Genomic DNA, 23,107 nt, shown 5'->3' with positions numbered 1-23,107 from the left:
AAGCCCATTAGAGATAATATTGCTCTAGAAATAAAGAGTAGGGCGATAATAAGAAGGTATCAACTCGACGACAATAATTTCACTCTTTAAAGGCGTCAATAATATGATTGGTTGTATCGATAAAATAGACGTAATGGCGTATAAGATAACCTTCTTTATGCGATAAATACACTTAAATTGATTGGGCAATTATAAAAAATAATGTGCCCAATTAAATGACGTTTAATTAAGACTTGGCTGGGAAAACGGCATTTGCATATGATACACCATTTTCTAGGATCTCTACGGCTAATAGGAGCAGTTCAGAGACTTTTTCACCATTATCTTCCGTCGTATAATTTCCTAACACAACGAGGTTCTTATCTTTTTCAGCCCCATGAATATATTTTACGACGGAATTTTTTATTGGTTCTAACTCATAGATCTCTTGGTTGAGTATAGAAGCAAAGTAGACATCATCACCTTTTTTATAGGCAACAACAGTGACCAAACGACCTTCAGTGGAGTCCACGACCTTGAGTGTTTCGGGGCTTAATTCATTCTCGTAGATCTCTTTTGCTCTATTAATAAGGTAAGACCTTACACGATTGCCGACGGATGAATCGTCAATATAGCTTTCTATCTGAGCTAACCCATTCATATTATCTAAAAACGCTTTATTTTGCCGATTCTGTGCTTTAACACCTTCATCATAGCTGCCATGCTGACAAACTAAGGCAGGAAAACTCTCTTTGCGAATACGATTACCAACACGAATAGAGTTGATCTCTATATTGTCACCAATATAAATTTCACTGACAAATGGTTTAAACCCCATCAACTCATTTTGATTGTTCTTTGCATTAAATTCACCACAAACGATAGCTTCATTGGCATTTCGATGAACAACAATATCTTTATATTGTATTGAATCAGGGTCAGGGTAATATGTGGCAATCTCTTTTTTTATTGCGGTATGAATTCTATTTTCTGGAGGAGAGCAAGCGAGTAAAAGAAAAGAGAAAGGAACGATAAAAATAAGGGAAGGCTTCATAAGAATATCCAAATAAGTCTGTAATTAACAATAATTAAATTTTATTTCATATTGATATAAATATTATTATATCGATAAGCTTTGAGGAAATAAAATGTTTATACAGTTTGGTTAATCTATTATGACCTAAGTATTTAAATTAGTATTAATAACGACAGATTTAAAATGATGAATAATCGCTGGGAAAAGAATAAGCGTAGCATTAGCCACCCTTATTCTATGATTTTATGGTTTACGTGCAACAAGGATGGCGCGTAATGGCGCAGGATAGCCTTCAATAGTTTTGGTCGTATCATGAGGATCTAAAAATTCAGCCAGTGAATCTGTTTTCATCCATTCAGTACGACGTTGCTCTTCAACCGTTGTAATCGCTTGGTCAACAATGCGAACATCGACAAAACCGCATTTTTCTAACCACACTTTCAGCATTTTTGCAGAGGGAATAAAGTAAACATTGCGCATTTGTGCGTAGCGGTCGCCCGGTACTAAACACTGAAATTCATCCCCCTCGATAACTAGACTTTCTAGTACCAGTTCGCCTTCATTGACTAATTGGTTTTTCAGTTGCCACAAATGGTCGAGTGGTGAACGGCGATGATAGAGTACTCCCATTGAAAATACGGTATCAAAAGCAGCAAGCGTTGGCAGTTGCTCAATTCCTAATGGTAAGAGGTGAGCGCGCTGATCATCCCCCAATAATTTTCTTACGGCTTCAAACTGGCAAAGAAAGAGTTGCGTTGGATCTATCCCGACAACAAATGAAGCGCCTTCACCTAACATTCGCCACATGTGGTAACCACTGCCGCAACCGACATCAAGGATCATCTTATCCTTTAAAGGGGAAATGTGTGGTAAAACGCGATCCCATTTCCAATCAGAACGCCATTCAGTATCAATGTTAATCCCATAGAGCGAAAAAGGGCCTTTACGCCAAGGTTTTAGTTGCTCAAGAATATTGTTTAGGCGGCGTGTTTCACCCGCGGATAACTCAGGTTCGCGTAGTGCCGTGACGCTATTTTTTAAGTCTAGATGGGTTGGTTCCATGATAGGTAAATTATCTAGCATTTTTTCCCAAGACTTAAAGCCGCCATGCAATTGGTTGCTTTTCCACTCGCTAAGTTGTGCTGGTAGCGTATCAAGCCAATGGCTTAAAGGACCTGTTGCGATTTGCTGATAAAAACGGCCAAAATCGATCATAACTGAGCCTCTTTAAGGGCTAATAACGAGCCAAAATTAAAGCATTGGAACCACACTTCACAGTGAGTAAAACCCGCTTGTTTTAAACGTGATTTATGTGTGTCAACGGAATCTGTTAGCATCACATTTTCTAGCATGCTACGTTTTTGACTAATCTCTAACTCGCTATAGCCATTAGCACGTTTAAAATCATGATGCATATTGAATAATAATTCACCAATTTCGTGGTCTTCAAAATTGAATTTTTCCGATAACACAAGAATGCCACCAGGTTTGAGACCTTGATAGATTTTATTTAATAACTGTTGGCGGTCATTCGGATTAAGAAACTGCAACGTAAAGTTGAGCACCACCATCGAGGCATTTTCAATATGGACATCGCGAATGTCACCTTCAATAACCTCCACAGGCGTTTCTGCCTTATAGGCATCAAGATGGCGACGGCAACGTTCAATCATGGCGGGTGAATTGTCGACAGCGATAATCTGACAATGCTGAGCTGTAATATTACGACGTATAGAGAGTGTTGCAGCGCCTAATGAGCAACCAAGGTCATAAACATGACTATTTTCGGTGACAAAACGGCCTGCTAACATGCCAATCATCGTAATGATGTTTGAATAACCCGGTACGGAACGCTGGATCATATCGGGAAAGACTTCGGCAACTTTTTCATCAAATTGCCAATCACCCAAATTAGCAATTGGGGCGCTAAAGAGGCTGTCTTTGTTATTGGATTCCTGACTTGACATAAGATCTGTATATATAAAACAAAAAGTAGTTGCGGATTGTAGCAGAAAAGGGACGTAACCTGAAAATCAATCGGTCAAAAGTGCAATAAAAGTTTTACGACACTCGTTCACAGTGCCGCATTGATAATAATAACTAAAGATTGAAAGAAAAAATTTGGATCCAAGGTAGGTAGTAAATATTGGCGATAACCATTAACGTCATTGCGATATACGTTGCCGCCATACCTGAACGACGATAAGAGCCGTCATGATTTTTCAAACCATAAGAATGTAGGACTCGTCCTGCAATCAGAATTAGTCCACAAAGGTGGATCATCCAAACTTGTGCACCGTTCATTTCCATAAACAGTAGCAAAATTAAAGCGATAGGAATATATTCAATTGCGTTACCATGAACGCGGATCGCAGTCTGTAACTCATAAAAACCCCCGTCACCATAAGATACACGGTATTGATTTCTGAGCTTTACAACATTTAACGATAGCTTAAGTAGTAACAAAGCGCCCAGTACAGCATACAGAGAGCTGACCATTTATTCACTCCATTGCTTAATCAAATTGACTGACTAACTGATTAAAACTACGCATTATATTAATAGAAACTAGTAAAATTTACTAATAGTAAAACTATTAATCATTAATATTCAAACAAAGTTTACATAAAACCCAAACACGTTCTGGTTGTTATTTAATCAATTAGGTTGTCTTGTTGTAGTTGCGAAACAACCCTTGCGGCTGTGGCGGAACAATGGCCTAAATTTGAGCTATTAAACCAAGCAAGTTCTGCAATTTCCGCGGCAGGCTGAGCGACCCCATCATAATTGGCAAAATAACAACGAATACGCACTTGCGTACCTTCTTGTTTACCATCAGCAGGGCCAATAAACTCCCCATAAAAACGTATTGAGTCTTTCTCTAACGTTAAGGTTAACTCTTCGTTAATTTCACGGCACAAGGCCTGCTCATCACTTTCATCTGGCTCACGTTTTCCACCTGGAATGTAAAACAATTCTTTATTATGGGAACGAACCATGGCAACTTTTCGGTTAGAAAGTGTAATTAAACCTAATTTATCGATAATTTTATGGTTCACGATGAGCCATTACCTTCTGTTGAATGTTTTTTACTATGCTGTGTATAGGCGCCAGTTGTTTTACGCCATTTAAGGTAACCAATAATATTACCCAAATATAATGAAAACAATGGGGAATGTGTTTGAATGACCATGGGGTGGTTGAGTGATAAAGTCCTCATGGTCGGATTTAAAATACAATAAACTTATTTTTTGGTTTTGTTGATGATTTCAACCAACTCATAACGCAGGCTTGGCGCGTCTGCTGGCGGGTTGGCGACATCAAATTGGTTGACTTTTAAGGTATATTGATAACCCGGTTGGTAGTCAAATCCTTGGATAGTGCCATAGAACAGTTCCCAATCAGCCTGTTGGTTCTGTTTGATTTTCATACATTTCATCGGAGCAACGCCGACACAATCCGCGAGAGTTGAATCGATATAAAAAGTTTTAGTGTTATCAGTAGTTTTCACTGTTTGGCAGCCTACAAGAACAAAAAGGAGTGAAGAAACGAATACACATTTTTTCATCGAATAACCTTATACATACAGTTGAAATTAGTGTAATTATAACAAATAACAGCGGTAATGATTCTGAAATCGATGAATGTGAAATGAAACAGGTAGTTTATTGGTGCGTGGAATCTTTTTATTTATCACATTTTCTTTATGACTGATGCAATATGCCATCATCAAGTCAATGCGTCGTTTGGTTATTAAGTGGCCTAGATTGCGAATATTGATGGTTTTGTCCTTTATTGGCTAGTCAATGATAGATATTGGCGGGGGCATGGCCTGTCTATTAAGCAATCAAGAGAAAATAAACCCGAGTTGGAATATGTACATCACCGACAGAGTCACTTAAAATTACCCTCAGTCATAAATTCTGTCTCTATCAATGTACAGTACTCGTTACGTTATGTTGGCGACCTTTTAATCGATGCAAATATGATTAAAAACAAAAATATTAGGTATTGCCTCCTAATACGTAACTGTTTGTGCAACAGAATTTCCTGTATAATGTCTGCCTTTTTTGACATTCTGAATGTTCAGCAAAATGCCAAATTTCCGCAGCAAGCAAATGCACAACAAGCTGAGTAAAAAGGATATTGTATGCGTACTAACTATTGTGGGCAGTTAAATATTGCCCATGAAGGCCAAAAAGTCACTCTTTGTGGATGGGTAAACCGCCGTCGTGATTTAGGTGGTTTGATTTTTATCGATATGCGTGACCGTGAAGGGGTCGTTCAAGTCTTTTTCGATCCAGAGCGCAAAGACCTCTTTGAAAAAGCTTCGGAATTGCGTAATGAATTCTGTATACAGATTACAGGGACTGTCCGTGCTCGCCCAGATAACCAAAAAAATAAAGATATGGCGACAGGGGAAATTGAAATCTTTGCTGAAGAGCTTAATGTCTTTAATAAATCAGAGCCATTACCTCTGGATAGTAATCAAACGAATACAGAAGAGCGTCGCTTAAAGTATCGTTACCTTGATCTTCGTCGCCCTGAGATGTCAGAGCGTCTACGCACCCGAGCTAAAATCACCAGTTTTGTCCGCCGTTTTATGGATGAAGAAGGGTTTGTTGATGTTGAAACACCAATGCTCACAAAAGCAACCCCAGAAGGGGCTCGTGACTACTTGGTACCAAGCCGTGTTCATAAAGGCAAGTTTTATGCATTACCGCAGTCACCACAATTGTTTAAACAATTGCTGATGATGTCGGGTTTTGACCGTTATTACCAGATCGTGAAGTGCTTCCGTGACGAAGACTTGCGCGCAGATCGTCAGCCTGAATTTACTCAGATCGATGTTGAAACGTCATTTATGACGGCGGAACAAGTGCGTGAAATCATGGAACGCATGATCCGCCAATTATGGCAAGACGTGAAGAATGTTGATTTAGGTGATTTCCCTATAATGACTTTTGCAGAAGCAATGCGTCGTTATGGTTCAGACAAGCCAGACCTGCGTAACCCAATGGAATTGGTTGATGTTGCCGATATCGTTAAAAATGTTGAATTCGCTGTTTTTGCACAGCCCGCGAATGATCCGAAAGGCCGCGTGGTCGCATTAAAAGTACCAGGCGGAGCAGCCATGACACGTAAACAAATTGACGAGTATGGTCAATTTGTCGGTATCTATGGTGCTAAAGGGCTTGCCTGGATGAAGGTTAATGAGCGCGCTAAAGGGGCAGAAGGAATTCAAAGCCCAGTCGCTAAATTCTTAAATGAAGAAATCATTAATCAATTGCTTGATATTACGGATGCGGCGGACGGTGATATCCTCTTATTCGGTGCTGGCGCGAAAAATATCGTGACGGATTCAATGGGCGCTTTACGTCTGAAGGTTGGACGCGATTTTGCCATTACAGATTTAAATAGCTGGAAGCCGCTATGGGTTATTGATTTCCCAATGTTTGAAGATGATGGGGAAGGTGGTTTAACGGCAATGCACCATCCATTCACTTCTCCACGTGATTATTCACCAGAAGATCTGGCTAAGAAACCAGAAGATGCGGTTGCTAATGCGTATGATATGGTCATCAATGGCTACGAAGTCGGTGGCGGTTCAGTACGTATCCATCGCAGTGAAATGCAACAAACCGTGTTTAATATTCTGGGTATTAATGAAGAAGAGCAAGCAGAAAAATTTGGCTTCCTGCTAGATGCATTAAAATATGGTACACCACCACATGCAGGTTTAGCATTTGGTCTTGACCGTCTCGTCATGTTGTTAACCGGTACCGATAATATTCGCGATGTTATCGCTTTCCCTAAAACAACGGCAGCGGCATGTTTAATGACGAATGCACCAAGTCACGCCAACCCTGACGCATTGACAGAATTGGCGATTTCAGTCGTTGCAAAAGACGCGGAAGACTAATTCATTCGTTATGAAGGGTTTTAAACGCCCAGAATCGGTATTGGTGATCATTACCGCTGAAAACAGCGGTAATGTTCTGATGCTAAGACGTCAGGATGATCCCGATTTCTGGCAGTCAGTGACCGGCAGTTTGGAAAATAACGAAGATCGCCTTGAAACGGCAATGCGAGAAGTTGTCGAAGAAACTGGGTTTCTTCCTCAGGAAGGGCAGTTTTTCGATTTAGCGCGCGAAGTCACTTTTGAAATCTTTGCGCATTTCAGGCATCGTTATGCTCCTAATGTTACTCACTGTAAAGAGCATTGGTTTAAAATGGTACTCAGTGAAGAACGCGTACCAATTTTGACGGAACATACTGAATTTTGTTGGCTGCCGCCAGAAAAAGCGGCGGAATTAACGAAATCATGGAGTAACCGTCAAGCTATTTTAGAATTTGCTGTTTAATTATTTTATTGACGTTTTTGGAGAGATTTCATGGCAGGTCATAGTAAATGGGCCAACACCAAGCACCGTAAAGCGGCACAAGATGCTAAGCGCGGTAAAATTTTCACTAAAATTATCCGTGAGCTGGTGACAGCAGCACGTTTAGGGGGTGGTGACCCTGCGACTAACCCACGTTTACGTGCCGCTGTGGATAAAGCATTATCCAATAACATGACACGTGATACCCTGAACCGTGCGATTGCGCGTGGTGTAGGGAATGATGAAAATGATAATATGGAAACTATCATTTATGAAGGTTATGGCCCAGGTGGTACAGCCGTGATGGTTGAATGCTTGAGCGATAATCGTAATCGTACCGTTTCCGAAGTTCGTCATGCTTTCACTAAAACTGGCGGTAACTTAGGCACTGATGGTTCAGTTTCTTACTTATTTACTAAACGTGGTGTGATTACTTACGCGCCTGGTGTGGATGAAGATGCACTGATGGAAGCGGCATTGGAAGCTGGCGCGGAAGATGTTGAAACCTACGATGACGGAGCGATCGATGTTTACACAACACCAGAGACCTTTGGTGAAGTGAAGGATGCGCTTGATGCCGCTGGTTTCACAAGTGAAGGTGCAGAAGTTTCCATGATCCCATCAACAAAAGCAGAATTAGATGTCGAAACGGCACCTAAATTACTGCGTCTGATTGATATGCTGGAAGATTCTGACGACGTACAAGAAGTTTATCACAATGGTGACATCTCAGACGAAGTCGCCGCTCAGTTGTAATCAGATGTTACTCGCGTAGAGAAAGAGGCTATACTCGTCACACTTGAAGTGCACGCTTGTTGGCTACAGACATTTTAGGTAGTCACAGAGTGATATAAGCTCCTAGCAACAGGCTTTGGTTGCTGAGCTGCACCAAGATTTATTGAGAGTATATTCCTACTTTCTCTCGCGCCTCTTTTCAATTTCCATTTCTTATCAATTACTTTGCTTATTTATGTATAATAATCGACTCAACTTATGGTTGGGAAGTCGCTATTGTAGCGTCTAAAATATATCGATAAGATGATGTTAAAAGTAATAATGAATATTAATAGGCTTTGATATGGCGATTATTTTAGGTATAGATCCCGGCTCTCGAGTCACGGGCTACGGTGTTATCCGCCAACAAGGCCGACAACTTCTGTATTTGGGGAGTGGTTGCATCCGCACTCAAGTTGATGACTTACCCAGTCGCTTGCAGCGAATTTATGCGGGAGTCTCGGAAATTATCACACAATATCAACCTGATGTATTAGCGATCGAACAAGTTTTCATGGCCAAAAATGCAGACTCGGCATTAAAACTCGGTCAAGCGCGAGGGGTTGCGATTGTCGCGAGTGTTAATCAAAACATTCCTGTATTTGAATATGCAGCACGGCAGGTAAAGCAAACGGTTGTGGGGACAGGAGCTGCTGAAAAAAGCCAAGTACAGCATATGGTTAAATCGATACTTAAACTGTCTGCAAACCCACAAGCGGATGCGGCCGATGCATTAGCCATTGCTATCACCCATTGCCACTTTAACCAGAACCTACTTCGAGTAGGAGATCCCCGCCTAATATTAACGCGCGGTCGATTAAGATAGTGACTGGATATGCATCCAGCCTTTTTTGTGGTATAAACAGCGCTATTAATAAAATAACCTGAGGGCTTCATTGTGATTGGTCGTTTACGTGGCATCGTATTAGAAAAACAACCTCCCATTGTTCTGTTAGAGTTGCAAGGTGTTGGTTATGAAGTTCATATGCCAATGACTTGTTTTTATGAACTACCTGAAATAGGCCAAGAAGCCATTGTTTTTACTCATTTTGTTGTGCGTGAAGATGCTCAATTGCTGTACGGTTTTAATGATAAGCAAGAAAGGGCACTCTTTAAAGAATTGATTAAAGTGAATGGCGTAGGGCCAAAACTTGCTTTAGCAATCTTATCGGGTATGTCAGCACAGCAATTTGTTTCTGCTATAGAGAAAGAAGCTATTTCATCGTTGGTTAAGCTACCGGGCATTGGTAAGAAAACAGCGGAACGCTTAGTTGTTGAAATGAAAGACCGTTTTAAAGGCCTTAATGGTGATTTATTTAACCAGCATACGGATATTAAGCTACCAGATGTCAACAGTCATCTACCTAATCGTGCCGATATTGAAGCAGAAGCGACAACCGCGCTGGTGGCATTAGGTTATAAGCCGCAAGAAGCTAGCCGTATGGTCAGTAAAGTCGCCAAACCAGACAGTGATTGTGAGACATTGATCCGTGATGCATTACGTGCAGCACTCTGATTGAGAGAATATAACGATGATTGAAGCTGACCGCCTAATTTCTGCTGAAGTGATCCATGATGAAGAAGAAGCGATTGACCGCGCTATTCGACCAAAATTACTCAATGAGTATATCGGTCAGCCGCAAGTCAAAGAACAAATGGAGATCTTTATTCAAGCGGCTAAGTTACGAGGTGATGCGCTTGATCATCTATTAATTTTTGGTCCGCCGGGTTTGGGGAAAACGACACTTGCCGGTATTGTGGCAAATGAGATGGGCGTAAATTTACGTACCACGTCAGGACCCGTGCTCGAAAAAGCGGGTGACCTAGCCGCAATGCTGACCAATTTAGAGCCTCATGATGTACTCTTTATTGATGAAATCCATCGTTTGTCGCCAGTCGTTGAAGAAATTCTTTATCCCGCCATGGAAGATTACCAACTCGACATTATGATTGGCGAAGGGCCAGCGGCACGCTCAATTAAAATTGACCTACCTCCTTTTACCTTAATTGGCGCAACGACACGGGCTGGGTCATTAACATCACCATTGCGTGATCGCTTTGGTATTGTACAACGTCTTGAATTCTATAACGTTGATGATCTACAGCATATCGTGAAGCGTAGCGCTCAATTTATGGGGTTAGAAATCAGTGAAGAGGGAGCGCGTCAAGTTGCGATGCGTTCACGTGGTACTCCGCGGATAACTAATCGTTTATTGCGTCGTGTGCGTGACTTTGCACAAGTAAAAGGTGATGGCTCAATCAATGAGCTCATTGCGAGTCAAGCGCTCGATATGCTGAATGTGGATGCAGCAGGCTTTGACTACTTGGATAGAAAACTGCTTGTCGCGATTATTGATAAGTTTATGGGAGGGCCAGTCGGTGTTGATAACCTTGCAGCGGCGATAGGTGAAGAGCGTGAAACAATCGAAGATGTTCTAGAACCATTTCTGATCCAACAAGGTTTTATCCAACGAACGCCAAGGGGTCGCATGGCAACGGCCCATGCATACTTACACTTTGGTTTAACACCGAAAGACGTGTAAGTTGTACGACATTATCGGCTAAAAAAATCCCTTGTTAAAAACAAGGGATTTTTGATGAAAATGACGCAATACGTTAGAGAATAACACGCCTCAACATACGCGCGAAAAGATCAGTTTTTGACTTTTGCTAATAAACTAACAGCAAATAGTATCGCAGCCGTTAGTACCACGGAAGGGCCCGCAGGGGTATCGTAAAAGGCAGAGAAAGCTAAGCCCCCTGTTACAGATAACATTCCAATCAAAATTGCCACAACGGCCATTTGTTCAGGTGTGCGAGCAAAACGTCGAGCCGTTGCTGCTGGGATAATTAATAAAGATGTAATGATTAATGCCCCAACAAACTTCATCGCAATACCAATAGTTAATGCGGTGACTAACATCAATAACAGACGAAGACGTTGAATATCGACTCCATCAACAAAAGCAAGCTCTTGATTGACCGTCATAGATAACAACGAACGCCATCGCCAAAATAGTAATCCACACACGACAATCACGCCAATCAAGATAGTGATAATATCATCGTAAGTTACCGAGAGTAAGTCGCCAAACAAATAGGCCATTAAATCAACACGGACATTAGCCATTAGACTGACCACGACCAATCCCAGTGACAGAGCGCTATGGGCCATGATACCTAATAAAGTATCAACAGCGAGCTGAGGTCGGCGCTCCAGCCAGACCAAGATCAACGATAACAGTAAGGTGACAGCAATGACGGCATAGAATGGATTGATATTAAATAATAAACCGAACGCAACACCTAATAGAGACGCATGGGCAAGTGTATCACCAAAATAGGACATACGACGCCATACGACAAATGATCCGAGTGGGCCCGCGGCAATGGCGAGTAGCATGCCAGCAATCCAGCCGGGTAGAAGCAACTCAATCATGTTGACATTCCTTGTTGTGGGTATGCGTTGTTACGACATTACCTTCTAAATCATGTTGGTGATTGTGATGATGGCGGTAAACGCCGAGTTGCGAAGCGCCACGATAACCAAACATAGCGACAAATTCCGGGTGATTTGACACAACGTCAGGGGTGCCTGAGCAGCAAATATGACCATTGATGCATAACACTTTATCTGTTTTTGCCATCACCAAATGAAGGTCATGTGACACCATTAATACCGCACAACCCAGCTCAGTACGCAACTGATTGATTAAATCATAAAGAGCGACCTGGCCATTCACATCAACGCCTTGAGCGGGTTCATCGAGTACCAGAAGGTCGGGTTCATTGAGTAACGCGCGGGCAAGTAATACACGTTGTGTTTCACCACCTGACAACTTTTGCATAGGTTGACTCAGTAAGTGCGTTGCTTTGACGCGTTCGAGAGCGGGTAGTAATTGTTCTGTACGCACTTTCGGCTTTAACATCAAAAAGCGTTTAACCGTTAATGGTAATGTGGCATCTAAATGTAGTTTTTGTGGCACATAACCAATAGACAGTGCTTTTGCTCGTTCAATGGTTCCTGAGGTTGGTGCGAGAAGGCCGAGCACAACCCTAACAATCGTCGATTTACCGGCACCATTAGGGCCTAATAAGGTAATAATATCGCCTTTATTAAGTGAGAAACTCACCTCTTTCAGCACTTGCTTTTCGCCAAAGGAAACAGAAATTTTATTTAAATTCAGTAATGGTTGCATATGAAAAACATCTTGCAGAATTCATGTTGTGTTATATTATAACATTTCAAAATTAAAATCACGGAAAAAGACGTCTATGATACATAAATCTCAATTCAATGCCCGACAATTTATTATAGGAATGGCGACGGCTTCACTACTGACGACAACGATGGCAACGGTCGCAAAAGCGGATGTTGTGACCTCCATCCGACCACTTGCTTTTATCGCAGCAGGCATCGCTGATGGCGTGACAGAGACGCAAGTATTACTCCCCGATGGTGCTTCACCGCATGATTATGCACTTAAACCGTCTGATTTAAAAAAAATTAAACAGGCAGACTTATTCGTTTGGATAGGTCCCGATATGGAAATGTTTTTAGATAAGCCACTCAAGACATTACCGCAGAATAAACGTCTAGCGCTGGCTGAACAGGAAAATATCATCCCATTGTTAATGAAGGATAATGAAGAAGACGAACAGGGGCATGACCATGGCGATGAAGCTAATCATGATGAGGATCACGAACATCATCATCATGGTGAGTATAATATGCATATTTGGCTGTCACCAGAGATTGCAAAACAGGCTGCATTAGATATTCACGATCGTTTGGTAGTGCTTTATCCTGACCAAAAAGAGAAGCTGGACGTAAACCTTCGTAAATTCAATGAAAAAATGACGCAAAATGATAAGAATATTGTTAATATTTTAGAGCCAGCCAAAAACAAGGGCTATTTTGTTTTTCACGATGCTTATGGCTACTTTGAAAAACACTATCGGTTAGCTCCACTGGGGCATTTTACGATAAACCCGGAAATTCAGCCTGGTGCACAGAAATTACATAAAATACGAACTCAATTGGTTGAGCATAAAGCACAATGTGTTTTTGCTGAACCTCAATTCAGGCCAGCCGTCATAGAGAGTGTTGCTAAGAATACGGGAGTCAAAATGGGAACTCTCGACCCGCTAGGTAGCGGGCTGGAAATAGGCCCAGATAGCTATATGCAGTTTTTAATGCAACTGTCGAAGCAATACGCGAGCTGCCTGAATTAAACAAGAAGGAATTGTTTAGTGCAGCAAATGGCTAAAGGACTTGCACAGGTTTACGGTAGCCTGTCCAAGTCTCACAAAATCATGTTAGGGACATTAACAATAGCAACATTGGCCGTCGCGATTTGGCGGCCAGCGCATTTACCAACAACTAACTCTGATACCGAAAATTCTGTAGATACCGTTATTCCTCTTACATTTGCACCTTTAACGGATGCAACCGATGACATTATTCAAGATAGTAGTGATCAACTACCTGATGAAGGTGTCGCGGATGGTGATGGTAGCGAAGGGGAAACCGATGGCGCACCAATCCCTCATGAATATGTCGTTGCCAGTGGTGACAACCTTTCAAGTATTTTAACCCAATTCGGTATAGAATCAGGCGATGTTGCGACGTTAGCAAACCAGCATAAGGCGTTACGCAACTTAAAAATTGGTCAAACGTTAAATTGGGACTTAACAGAACAAGGCGAACTTGCCACACTCACATGGGAAGTCTCTCGCCGTGAAACACGTGTTTATAGCCGTGTTGGCAGTACCAATAAATTTGAAGAAAAGAAAGAGATCCGTACTGGCGAATGGCAAAACAGTGTTTTACCGGGTGTCGTTAATGGTAGTTTTGCCCAAAGTGCAAGCCAAGCGGGTTTGACACGTAGTGAAGGCCGTGAAGTGATCAAGGCTCTCCAGTGGCAAATTGATTTTCGTAAACTGAAAAAAGGCGATAAGTTTACCGTTTTAATGAGCCGTGAAATGCTGAATGGCCGTAACGAACAGAGCCAGCTCGTTGGTGTGCGTTTGCGTAGTGGTGGGAAAGATTATTATGCATTCCGTGCTGAAGACGGTAAATATTACGACAGTGAGGGGAATGGTTTAGAGCGTGGCTTCCTGCGTTTCCCTACCGCCAAACAATTCCGTGTATCATCACAATTTAATCCTCGTCGTGTTAACCCTGTAACAGGCCGTGTGGCTCCCCATAAAGGGGTCGATTTTGCCATGCCAGTAGGAACACCCGTTCTGGCTGTTGGTGATGGTGAAGTTATTGTGGCTAAGTACAGCGGTGCTGCGGGGAACTTCGTTGCTATTCGTCATGGCCGCCAATATACCACGCGTTATATGCATTTGCGTCAGCTACTTGTGAAACCAGGGCAAAAAGTTAAACGTGGTGACCGTATTGCGTTATCAGGGAATACAGGGCGTTCAACGGGTCCACATCTGCATTTCGAAATGTGGGTTAACCAGCAAGCTGTCAACCCTCTGACAGCGAAATTGCCTAGCTCAGGTGGTTTAACAGGGAAAGAGCGTAAAGAATACTTAGCTATGGTGAAAGAAACGAAACCACAGTTAAAGCTTAATTAAGCATCTCACTACTGGCAGATAATTGATATCTGCCAGTTTTTTTTGTAAAGCTTCCACTTGTTATCGTTTTAAGCTATAAAAGAGCGCAAATAGTTCTTTTAGGTACATCATGAATATAGATAAAGATACCGATAGTAAATTAGGCTATGTGCCTACCTTTCATAAATCCTATTTACAGCCTAAATATTGGGGTGTTTGGCTAGGTGCCGGCGTGTTTGCTGCTTTAGCCTATATACCTGTTAAAATTCGGGATCCCATGTTGGCTAAAGTGGGGAAATGGGTAGGCAAATTGGCGAAAAGTGCACGTCGTCGTGCAAAGATAAATTTATTATATTGTTTTCCTGATTTGACAGAGCAGGAAAGAGAGCAGCTAGTTGATAAGATGTTTGAAACTGCCCCCCAATCATTTGTGATGCTTGCAGAGCTTTGCCTTCGTGGTGCGAATAAAACACTAGCGAGAACACATTGGCACAATCAAGAGATTATCGATAATTTAAAACAGCAAGGAAGTCATGTTATTTTCATGGTGCCTCATGGATGGGCTGTAGATGCACCCGCAATGTTACTCGCTGCAAAAGGCCATAAAATGGCAGCCATGTTTCACCATCAAAAAAATCCAGTAGCAGATTATTTATGGAATAAAGCACGCTATCATTTTGGTGGTCGTTTACATTCTCGGGAAGCGGGGATTAAGCCGTTTATCGCCTCTGTACGCCAAGGTTATTGGGGGTTTTATCTACCCGATCAGGATCATGGTGAAGAGCACAGTGAATTCGTGGATTTTTTTGCGACCTATAAGGCGACATTGCCAGCGGTGGGGCGCTTAATGAAAGTTTGCAAAGCCAAGATAGTTCCTTTATTTCCAGTCTATGACCATCGTACACATCAACTGCATATTTATATTCGACAGCCGATGGATGATATTGATGGACAAGATGATCAATACATTGCCAGAAGAATGAATGAAGAACTGGAGTTCCTTGTTGGTCCAAATCCTGAACAATATACGTGGATACTTAAGTTATTAAAAACCAGAAAAGGTGATGAAATAGAACCTTATCAGCGTGATGATTTATATCGATAGTCGCGGCTCAATACTCGCTTATTTCTGACGTACTTAACGAAAAAAACACTTCAACATGTTATTAAGGTTGAAGTGTTTTTCTTTTTTAGCCGATATATTTTATTGTATAGACTTTTCTTATCCTTTTTTAGTAATCGAATTACGATTAATACCGTAGGTATTGTGAGTAATAAAAAAATAAAAAATATTTATTTTTTACTATTATGGTTTTTTTCTTAACTTTTAATATGATTTATTTATGTCAAATATATTTAGATGTTATTGATAATAAATGAAATTATTATTATGCCGTCAACATGAAATGCCTTGTTTTTTATGTGGGTATACACTGTGAATAGTACAATGTTAAGTAAATTATCAAGCGAAAAGGTCAAAAATCCTTATCAATGACCAATGTAAGCCATATGATGAATAAATTACACGTGTGAGGGGATATTTAAGAAATTAATCTCTTGAAAAGGAAAGGAGGGATTATTATAAATATCAGTAAATGGGTTGTTTAAATATGATAATCTTTAACTGAAGTTAATATTGGTATAAGTTTTAGGGAAATACGGAAAGATAAGAAACAAGACATCGAAATAACCTGAAGTTTTTATATCAGAATCCGGTAAAGCGAATGATAGAGAATGTCTCATTTAGTAATGAATAAAAGTCTTTATATTATTTCTATTTCATCTCACATCGGGCGAGTGGGCTGTCGAGGACATAATAATTAAAAATAATTTGTCACTTTGATATAATGAAATATTTTTAATTATCAAGGTGTATATATCTGGCTTATTGTAGTGCCTTAAGTTGAATTTTGTTTTTGGTTTTTTATAAATAATTATATATTAATCCATTTTGTTTGTAGCAATTGAAAGCTTGGAGTTGAAAACTCGCTTTTAATTTTTATGAATATTCAATAGTAATCATCCTAATATGACTAATTTATTTTATAAACCGTATTAAGAGACTTTACTTTAATATTATATTGAAATCTATTTAATAAACTTATTTTATAGCATCAACGCCATTATCTAAATCAGATGTCTTATTTTTCATCTTAAAATAAGCAAGATAGTTAATTTATAAAAGAACTCATTCAGTTTCATGATGTTTCTTGACTTAAATATTATTTAACTAATGATGGTAAAATATACTGTAAGTGCTTATACCTATTAACGAGTGTTAAATATGTTGATATATTTTTATTAAATAATAAAAATTGAGTCCAAAAATTGATTTGGAGATGCTATGGAAAAAACTCGAACTACATTGGACCAATGGATTACCTTGCAAGCTGTCGTAGATTGTGGCGGGTTTGCACAAGCAGCAGAAGTATTACATCGAACCCAATCAGCGATTAGCTATACAATCAGCAAACTTGAACAAACATTAGATATTGAAATATTTTCATTAGAAAAAAGGCGGGCAGTTTTAACGCCAAAAGGGGAAATATTATTAGCATTATCTCGAGAACTGACAAATAAAGCGATCTCATTAGAAAATAAGGCTAAATCGCTGAATAAAAACAATAATTCAAAAATAAATTTGGTGATTGATACTCTTTACCAAACAGATAATATTTTAAATAAAATGGGGGGATTTATTCAAACACACAGAGACTATGATATTGATATTGCTAAGCAAGCCATAGCAAAATCGGATATATTCTCCTTAAAGGATTATGATATTTTAATTACCCATCATTATGTTGAAATTTTAAACCCTATTTTTTTAGAGAAAGTAGAGGCTGTATTAGTTACTGAACCTGAACATATGTTACAACATGTGGAGGATGCTCAATTATTGGAAAACCTATCTAAACACGTAAAAATTGTTCTGGAGTCTTCAATAGAAGATGCTGTTAAAAGCGCTCAAACAATCAAAGCGGCATCATTAGAAACAGTCATTGGACTGGTTAAAAGTGGTATAGGCTATGCTTGGCTACCGAAAAATTTAATACAAAATCAACTGAATAAAAACGCATTAAAACAGCTCAAAATAACAACGGATAATATTTATTATAGTTTTTATTTGTATGTTAATAAAAACTCGTTAGCTCAATATGTGTTAGAAGAGTTTATTAATCAGTTTAAATATAATAGCTCAAATTTTTACCAGTCATTAAAGGATTAATCAAAATAATACATTTATTGTTTTGATATAATAACAAAAAATTCAATGTAATAGGATGTTAACTAAATAAACGTCTGGTGTTATATTTCCATCGCACACTTGTATGTAGTAAATATATTATTAATACGGTGGCATTAATATCAGAACATCTAATTATAGGAATCGATATGAGTATTCTAAAAAAATCCTTAGTAACTTTAGGGGTGGCTTTAGCTGTAACAACTTCTCCGGCTGTGTTTGCTTCAGGAACTATTGAGTTTACAGGGGAAATTACAGATTTAGCCTGTGCTGTGGATAGCAGCTCACAAAATTTAACGGTTGATCTTGGTAAGGTATCATCAAAAAGCTTAGCAACAGCAGGGCAAGTAGCGGGTTTAAAAGATTTCACAATTAAGTTGATTGATTGCCCTGCGAATGCAAAAGTGACGGTAAGATTCGGTGGTACACGCGATAATAACGATCGCGATATTTTGCAGATTGCACAAACTACAGGCCAAGCAACACAGGTAGGTATTGCTTTATTTGAAAAAGATGCCACAACGCAAATTAAATTATTTGATGATTCAAAACTGGTTGAATTTACCAATGCGGCAGGGGATTCTGTAGAACTAGACTATGTTGCTCGTTATAAAGCAACGGGTACTGCGACAGCAGGTTCAGCAAATGGTACAGCGATTTATAGTATTCAATACCAATAACAAATATATACTCTAAAATTCTAATTACATTTAATCGATAAGCCAAAACTATTCTAAGCAACATAAATAATAACGTTGTTTGGAGGGAATGAGCATGTCAGTCATATGCTAATTTGAATAATAGGTATAGAGGGTAACAAAGTTACCCTCTCATTCTAAATACAAAAAATGGCCTTATTATGAAGAAAATGATTTTTTCAGCAGTTTTTCTTTTATTTTCTATTTCACACTTAGCTTCAGCTGCGGGGGTCAGTGTCGGTGGAACGCGTTTTGTTTACCAAGAAAATAAACGTGAAATTGATATCCCTATTTATAATAGTGATAAAGAAAAACCATTTCTTATTCAAAGCTGGGTAAGCCCATTTGAAGGAGAAGGTAAAACACCTTTTGTTGCGACACCACCATTATTTCGTCTTGAGCCTGATAGTAATGGGGCGGCACGTATTTCTTATGTTGGTGAGCCGATTGGCTCAAATCAGGAAAAATTATATTTATTAAATATAAAGTCAATTCCACCTAAAGATTCGAAAATTGAAAATCAATTGCAAATAGTTATTAATTCACAATTTAAGCTGTTTTTAAGGTCGCAAGATATTGAGCCATTTGACTTTAGTAAAGTTATTATAGAAAAGAAATCAGATGGCGTTGTCATCAATAACCAGACACCATACCACTTGTCAGTAAGAGATATATTGGTTGATGGCGAAAATATTCAAGGTGCTGATCTTATCTACCCTAATTCAAAAGAATATGTGATCAAAAAAACAATAAATAATAATCAGAAAGTGGTTGTTAAATTTATTAATGACTATGGCGCGATTATTGAAAAAACATCTAATTAAGAGTATGAAAAATGTCTGCCTTAAGTTATAACAGTAAGAATCTATACCACTCAAAAATATTTATTGCGGTCAGTATAATCTTATATTCTAACAATGCTAATACAAAAGATGTTTTTGATATAAATGCAATAAATACAGGCATAGAAAGTCAAATTGCGGACGTAAATAGTTTAGATTACTTATCCTACTCAGGAGGGCAAGTACCTGGAAACTATCATGTAGACATTTATGTTAATGATAAATTTGTTGATGAACAACATTTACGTTTTATCTTTGATGAGCATAATAAAAAACTATCCCCTCTCATATCCAAAAAAATGTTATTAAGTTGGGGGGTTAAAAAAACAGCAAGTCAAGCATTTAGCAATATCAATGATGAAGATAAAGTTACGGATATTTCTGCGACAATACCAGGAGCCTCTTATTCGTATGACTTTGGAAATAGTAGACTTAAAATCAGTATTCCTCAAATAGGCTTAGATAACTATAGCCGTGGTTATGTTGATCCTAATGAATGGGATGATGGTATTAATGCTGCTTTTGTTAATTATAATATTCGCCATAACCAAAATTGGTATAAAGACCGTGATGATACAAATAACACTTTTGTTGGCTTACGCAGTGGAATAAACGTGGGGGCATGGCGGTTACGTAACCACAGTAATTACAGCCGTACTTCTAATGAAAGTCACTGGAATAATTTACAAACATATATAGAAAGAGATATTCGTTCACTGAAAAGCCATTTAACAATTGGAGAAACCGCCTCTGATAATGGGGTTATGGAGAGTAATCCGTATCGTGGAATAAAATTAGCTTCAGACGAAAGTATGTTACCACAGAGTCAACGTGGCTTTGCGCCTGTTGTTCAAGGTATTGCTCAAACGAATGCTGTCGTGACGATACGCCAGAATGGCAGTGTGATTTATCAAACGACAGTGCCACCAGGGGAATTTGAAATAAATGACCTCTATCCTACATCGTATAGCGGGGATTTAGAGGTTCAAATTGAAGAGGCAAATGGAACTATTCGTTCATTTATTCAGCCTTTTTCTGCTGTCCCTATGATGCAACGTGCGGGCGCATTAAAATACAGTGTCGATATTGGTAAATATAATGCTGATAATGCTTATCGTAAGCCTAATTTTGCTCAGGCATCGGCGATATATGGTTTACCTTATAATTTGTCGATTTATGGTGGATTTATTTTATCGAAAGATTATCAGGCATATACAGCAGGAACGGGGATAAACTTAGGTAATATCGGTGCTATTTCTGCGGATATAACACAGTCAAAAACAGAATTAATTGATAAAAAAGAGGCTCAAGGCCAATCATATCGAGTGCAATACTCAAAATATTTACCTGGTACGGGAACGTCATTTTCTCTTGCATCATATCGTTATTCGACAAAAGAATATTATGACTTTTCATCATCAAATAATGATCTTTATGCGAGTGGCAGAAAAAAACAGCAGTTCCAAGCATCAATATCCCAATCACTGAAAGATATGGGCTATTTATCACTCAATGGCTATCAGCAATATTATTGGGATCGAAGCGGAGTTGATAAAAACTTAACAATAGGTTTTAACTCAAATTACAAACAGATTAATTACGGTATCTCTTATTCATATACTAAGCAAGAATACACGAATAACAACAATGAAATGTTATCAGTTAACTTTAGTATTCCGTTTACTATTGGACAGAAAAATAACTGGGTTAATTATCGCTATAATACGAGTCGAAACGGCGACTCTATCAGCTCGGTGAGTGTCAGCGGTACGCGTTTAGCGGATAATAATTTACAGTTTGATGTAACACAAAATTATAACCATAGCCGTCATGAAAATAGTGGCTCGGTCAGTGGTAATTATGTTGTTTCATCAGGGGAATATAGTGCTGGTTATAGTTATGATCCCCGTTATCAAAATGCGAACCTTGGGGCATCAGGTGCATTACTGTTGCATTCAGGTGGGGTGACGGCGGCTCGCAATATTTATGATTCAGCGATTTTAGTGAAAGCAAAAAATATTAATAATTTGCAAGTAAACAATGCGCAGGCACTTTATACCGACTCATGGGGTTATGCGGTTGTTCCCAGTGCGACCCGTTATGAAAGAAATAAAATCAGCGTTGACCCCTCTACATTAACTGGAAATAACGACGTGGGGTTAAGTACAACGACAGTTGTGCCAACTCGAGGTGCTATTGTATTAGCTGATTTTAAAGGAAAACGGGGGGCTCGTGTCATGCTCAAATTAACTCACCATCAGCAACTTATACCTTTTGGTGCACAGGTTACCGTGTTTGTCGATAAAGATGAAATAACGACAGGTATTGTGGCAAATGATGGTGAAGTGTATTTAAGCGGTGTTCCTGAACAAAGCTTAATTCGCGTTCAATGGGGAAGCCATATAGAGCAACAATGCCAATTTCCACTTACGATTGATCTCAATAACGATAAAATTCAGTTTCTGGCAAGAGACTGCCAATAGGAGCGGACATGAACAAATTATTATTACTTGGTTGTACATCGATGCTTCTATTTACACAATCAGCTGCGGCAGAGTTTAGAGCATTATTTAAAAATTTACCCTATACAGTTAACACGCCTATTTATGTCTCAAGGACAGCACCTGTAGGTACAGAACTTGCTTCGATTGAATTGGGTACCTATACCGCTTGGAGTTGGAGTGGTGTGACAGACCCTGTTCAGGTAGGTCTCTATTTTCCATCCTTACCGGGGAATTCACCAAAATATAATGGTGCCTATGTGAGAGAACTCAATAACTCCGGTGTTGGTTATGCATTATATGGTAATGTCATCAGTCCATGTACAGGGCATGCTTATGTTGATGGTTTAAATACGATTGACGGTAATGTGGATAACAGAATGATATGCCAAGTGAACTCAAGTTCTGGTGAATATATCGTATCTTTAAAAATAGTTTTTTATAAGATGCGCAATAATGTGAAGACTCAAGTGCTACCCGCGACCCAAGCTGCGATGTTAATTATTTATAATAATGGATTTAAAACTAGGGACAGTTATGGGAATACGGAACCGAAAGTGAGTTTAGGGCCCGTTGATATCATATCAACAGGCTGTGAAGTGATTAACAATAATATTGTTGTACCATTTAATAGCGTGGATAAAGGAAGTTTTTCAGGCGTAGGGAGCGTGAGTCCAAATAGCGTTAAAGATTTTAAAATAAATCTTAGTTGCGACCCAGTATCACCGATTAAGATCACGTTTACAGGTACAGCTGTTGATAATAGTTTAGCACCCGGAACAATTGCTTTAAATAACCCTAGTGATATCAACACAGCTAAAGGGTATGGTATACAAGTTAAGTACAAAGACCAGCCAATTAAAATTAATCAAATGATGACAATAGAAGAGCGAAATTCAGCAACAGGCCTTTATAGTATCCCATTGCAAGCTGCCTATATTCAGACATCAAATAATACGCAAGCAGGTCAAGCAAATGGTACGCTCCAATTTAATTTGCAATATCATTAACTCCCAGAAAAATCGGACAGATTAATTCGCCATAATTCGCTATAACTCATGAGAAGCCCAACATTGA

Annotated in this window: 22 protein-coding genes; 14 read left to right on the top strand and 8 right to left on the bottom strand. The window is 39.2% G+C overall.

Features of this window, described 5'->3' with window-relative positions; all coding sequences use genetic code 11:
* Positions 1-226: 226 nt before the first annotated feature.
* From G3341_RS11115 to G3341_RS11090, 6 genes are all read right to left on the bottom strand, one after another.
* Positions 227-1,033, bottom strand: coding sequence for a hypothetical protein (locus tag G3341_RS11115; RefSeq protein WP_154622288.1), 807 nt, complete (start codon positions 1,031-1,033; stop codon positions 227-229).
* Positions 1,034-1,258: 225 nt separating this feature from the next.
* Positions 1,259-2,230 carry a tRNA 5-methoxyuridine(34)/uridine 5-oxyacetic acid(34) synthase CmoB gene (gene cmoB / locus G3341_RS11110; protein ID WP_154622882.1) on the bottom strand — a complete coding sequence of 324 codons (972 nt, stop codon included), beginning with the start codon at positions 2,228-2,230 and terminating at the stop codon, positions 1,259-1,261.
* Positions 2,227-2,982 (bottom strand): carboxy-S-adenosyl-L-methionine synthase CmoA, encoded by a 756-nt coding sequence (gene cmoA / locus G3341_RS11105; protein ID WP_163861880.1) that lies wholly within the window; start codon positions 2,980-2,982, stop codon positions 2,227-2,229. The genes cmoB and cmoA overlap by 4 nt, the downstream gene beginning before the upstream one ends.
* Before the next feature lie 133 nt (positions 2,983-3,115).
* On the bottom strand, positions 3,116-3,514 hold the full coding sequence (locus tag G3341_RS11100; protein ID WP_154622884.1) for an MAPEG family protein: 399 nt from the start codon (positions 3,512-3,514) through the stop codon (positions 3,116-3,118).
* Positions 3,515-3,669: 155 nt separating this feature from the next.
* The gene (locus G3341_RS11095; RefSeq protein ID WP_163861877.1) at positions 3,670-4,074 is read right to left on the bottom strand and encodes an NUDIX hydrolase; all 405 of its coding nucleotides are present in this window, start codon (positions 4,072-4,074) and stop codon (positions 3,670-3,672) included.
* Positions 4,075-4,259: 185 nt separating this feature from the next.
* Entirely contained in the window at positions 4,260-4,583 is a 324-nt protein-coding gene (locus G3341_RS11090; RefSeq protein WP_154622885.1) for a DUF4377 domain-containing protein, read from the bottom strand.
* Positions 4,584-5,165: 582 nt separating this feature from the next.
* Between G3341_RS11090 and aspS the strand changes: the two genes are divergently transcribed.
* The 6 genes from aspS to ruvB all read left to right on the top strand — a co-directional run bounded on the left by aspS (position 5,166) and on the right by ruvB (position 10,715).
* A complete protein-coding gene (gene aspS, locus G3341_RS11085; RefSeq protein ID WP_154622886.1) occupies positions 5,166-6,938 on the top strand; it encodes an aspartate--tRNA ligase in 1,773 nt (590 codons plus the stop codon).
* A gap of 10 nt (positions 6,939-6,948) precedes the next feature.
* Positions 6,949-7,380 carry a dihydroneopterin triphosphate diphosphatase gene (gene nudB, locus G3341_RS11080; protein WP_208852749.1) on the top strand — a complete coding sequence of 144 codons (432 nt, stop codon included), beginning with the start codon at positions 6,949-6,951 and terminating at the stop codon, positions 7,378-7,380.
* 30 nt (positions 7,381-7,410) lie between these two features.
* Positions 7,411-8,154 carry a YebC/PmpR family DNA-binding transcriptional regulator gene (locus tag G3341_RS11075; RefSeq protein ID WP_154622888.1) on the top strand — a complete coding sequence of 248 codons (744 nt, stop codon included), beginning with the start codon at positions 7,411-7,413 and terminating at the stop codon, positions 8,152-8,154.
* A 322-nt stretch (positions 8,155-8,476) separates the two neighbouring features.
* The gene (ruvC, locus tag G3341_RS11070; protein ID WP_154622889.1) at positions 8,477-8,998 is read left to right on the top strand and encodes a crossover junction endodeoxyribonuclease RuvC; all 522 of its coding nucleotides are present in this window, start codon (positions 8,477-8,479) and stop codon (positions 8,996-8,998) included.
* Between the two features lie 72 nt (positions 8,999-9,070).
* Complete coding sequence (gene ruvA / locus G3341_RS11065; protein ID WP_163861871.1) at positions 9,071-9,688, top strand: Holliday junction branch migration protein RuvA; 618 nt, start codon at positions 9,071-9,073, stop codon at positions 9,686-9,688.
* Between the two features lie 16 nt (positions 9,689-9,704).
* Positions 9,705-10,715 carry a Holliday junction branch migration DNA helicase RuvB gene (gene ruvB / locus G3341_RS11060; RefSeq protein ID WP_154622890.1) on the top strand — a complete coding sequence of 337 codons (1,011 nt, stop codon included), beginning with the start codon at positions 9,705-9,707 and terminating at the stop codon, positions 10,713-10,715.
* A gap of 110 nt (positions 10,716-10,825) precedes the next feature.
* Here the strand turns inward: ruvB and znuB are convergent, their stop codons facing one another.
* Both znuB and znuC read right to left on the bottom strand, forming a co-directional pair.
* Positions 10,826-11,611: a zinc ABC transporter permease subunit ZnuB gene (gene znuB / locus G3341_RS11055; RefSeq protein WP_154622891.1), complete on the bottom strand. Its 786-nt coding sequence runs from the start codon at positions 11,609-11,611 to the stop codon at positions 10,826-10,828.
* Complete coding sequence (gene znuC / locus G3341_RS11050) at positions 11,604-12,371, bottom strand: zinc ABC transporter ATP-binding protein ZnuC (RefSeq protein WP_154622892.1); 768 nt, start codon at positions 12,369-12,371, stop codon at positions 11,604-11,606. Before znuC ends, znuB begins: the two co-directional genes overlap by 8 nt.
* 76 nt (positions 12,372-12,447) lie before the next feature.
* On the opposite strand from znuC, the gene znuA reads away from it, so the two are divergent.
* The 8 genes from znuA to G3341_RS11010 all read left to right on the top strand — a co-directional run bounded on the left by znuA (position 12,448) and on the right by G3341_RS11010 (position 23,040).
* Positions 12,448-13,407: a zinc ABC transporter substrate-binding protein ZnuA gene (gene znuA / locus G3341_RS11045; protein ID WP_163861869.1), complete on the top strand. Its 960-nt coding sequence runs from the start codon at positions 12,448-12,450 to the stop codon at positions 13,405-13,407.
* 18 nt (positions 13,408-13,425) lie between these two features.
* Positions 13,426-14,763, top strand: a complete 1,338-nt coding sequence (mepM, locus tag G3341_RS11040) for a murein DD-endopeptidase MepM (protein ID WP_163861866.1) — start codon at positions 13,426-13,428, stop codon at positions 14,761-14,763.
* A gap of 109 nt (positions 14,764-14,872) precedes the next feature.
* On the top strand, positions 14,873-15,847 hold the full coding sequence (gene lpxM / locus G3341_RS11035; protein ID WP_154622894.1) for a lauroyl-Kdo(2)-lipid IV(A) myristoyltransferase: 975 nt from the start codon (positions 14,873-14,875) through the stop codon (positions 15,845-15,847).
* A 1,239-nt stretch (positions 15,848-17,086) separates the two neighbouring features.
* Positions 17,087-17,971: a LysR family transcriptional regulator gene (locus tag G3341_RS11030; protein WP_154635601.1), complete on the top strand. Its 885-nt coding sequence runs from the start codon at positions 17,087-17,089 to the stop codon at positions 17,969-17,971.
* Between the two features lie 167 nt (positions 17,972-18,138).
* Complete coding sequence (locus G3341_RS11025) at positions 18,139-18,669, top strand: fimbrial protein (RefSeq protein ID WP_154623643.1); 531 nt, start codon at positions 18,139-18,141, stop codon at positions 18,667-18,669.
* A 179-nt stretch (positions 18,670-18,848) separates the two neighbouring features.
* Positions 18,849-19,511 carry a fimbrial biogenesis chaperone gene (locus tag G3341_RS11020; RefSeq protein WP_154635600.1) on the top strand — a complete coding sequence of 221 codons (663 nt, stop codon included), beginning with the start codon at positions 18,849-18,851 and terminating at the stop codon, positions 19,509-19,511.
* Between the two features lie 11 nt (positions 19,512-19,522).
* Positions 19,523-22,012 (top strand): fimbria/pilus outer membrane usher protein, encoded by a 2,490-nt coding sequence (locus G3341_RS11015; protein WP_154623154.1) that lies wholly within the window; start codon positions 19,523-19,525, stop codon positions 22,010-22,012.
* 8 nt (positions 22,013-22,020) lie between these two features.
* On the top strand, positions 22,021-23,040 hold the full coding sequence (locus G3341_RS11010) for a fimbrial protein (RefSeq protein ID WP_154623152.1): 1,020 nt from the start codon (positions 22,021-22,023) through the stop codon (positions 23,038-23,040).
* The last annotated feature ends 67 nt before the right edge of the window (positions 23,041-23,107 follow it).

It is taken from the genome of Providencia vermicola (assembly GCF_010748935.1).
Taxonomy (GTDB): Bacteria; Pseudomonadota; Gammaproteobacteria; order Enterobacterales; family Enterobacteriaceae; genus Providencia; species Providencia zhejiangensis.
Note: the sequence above shows the minus strand (reverse complement) of the source record. Positions and strands in the feature narration are given on the sequence as shown.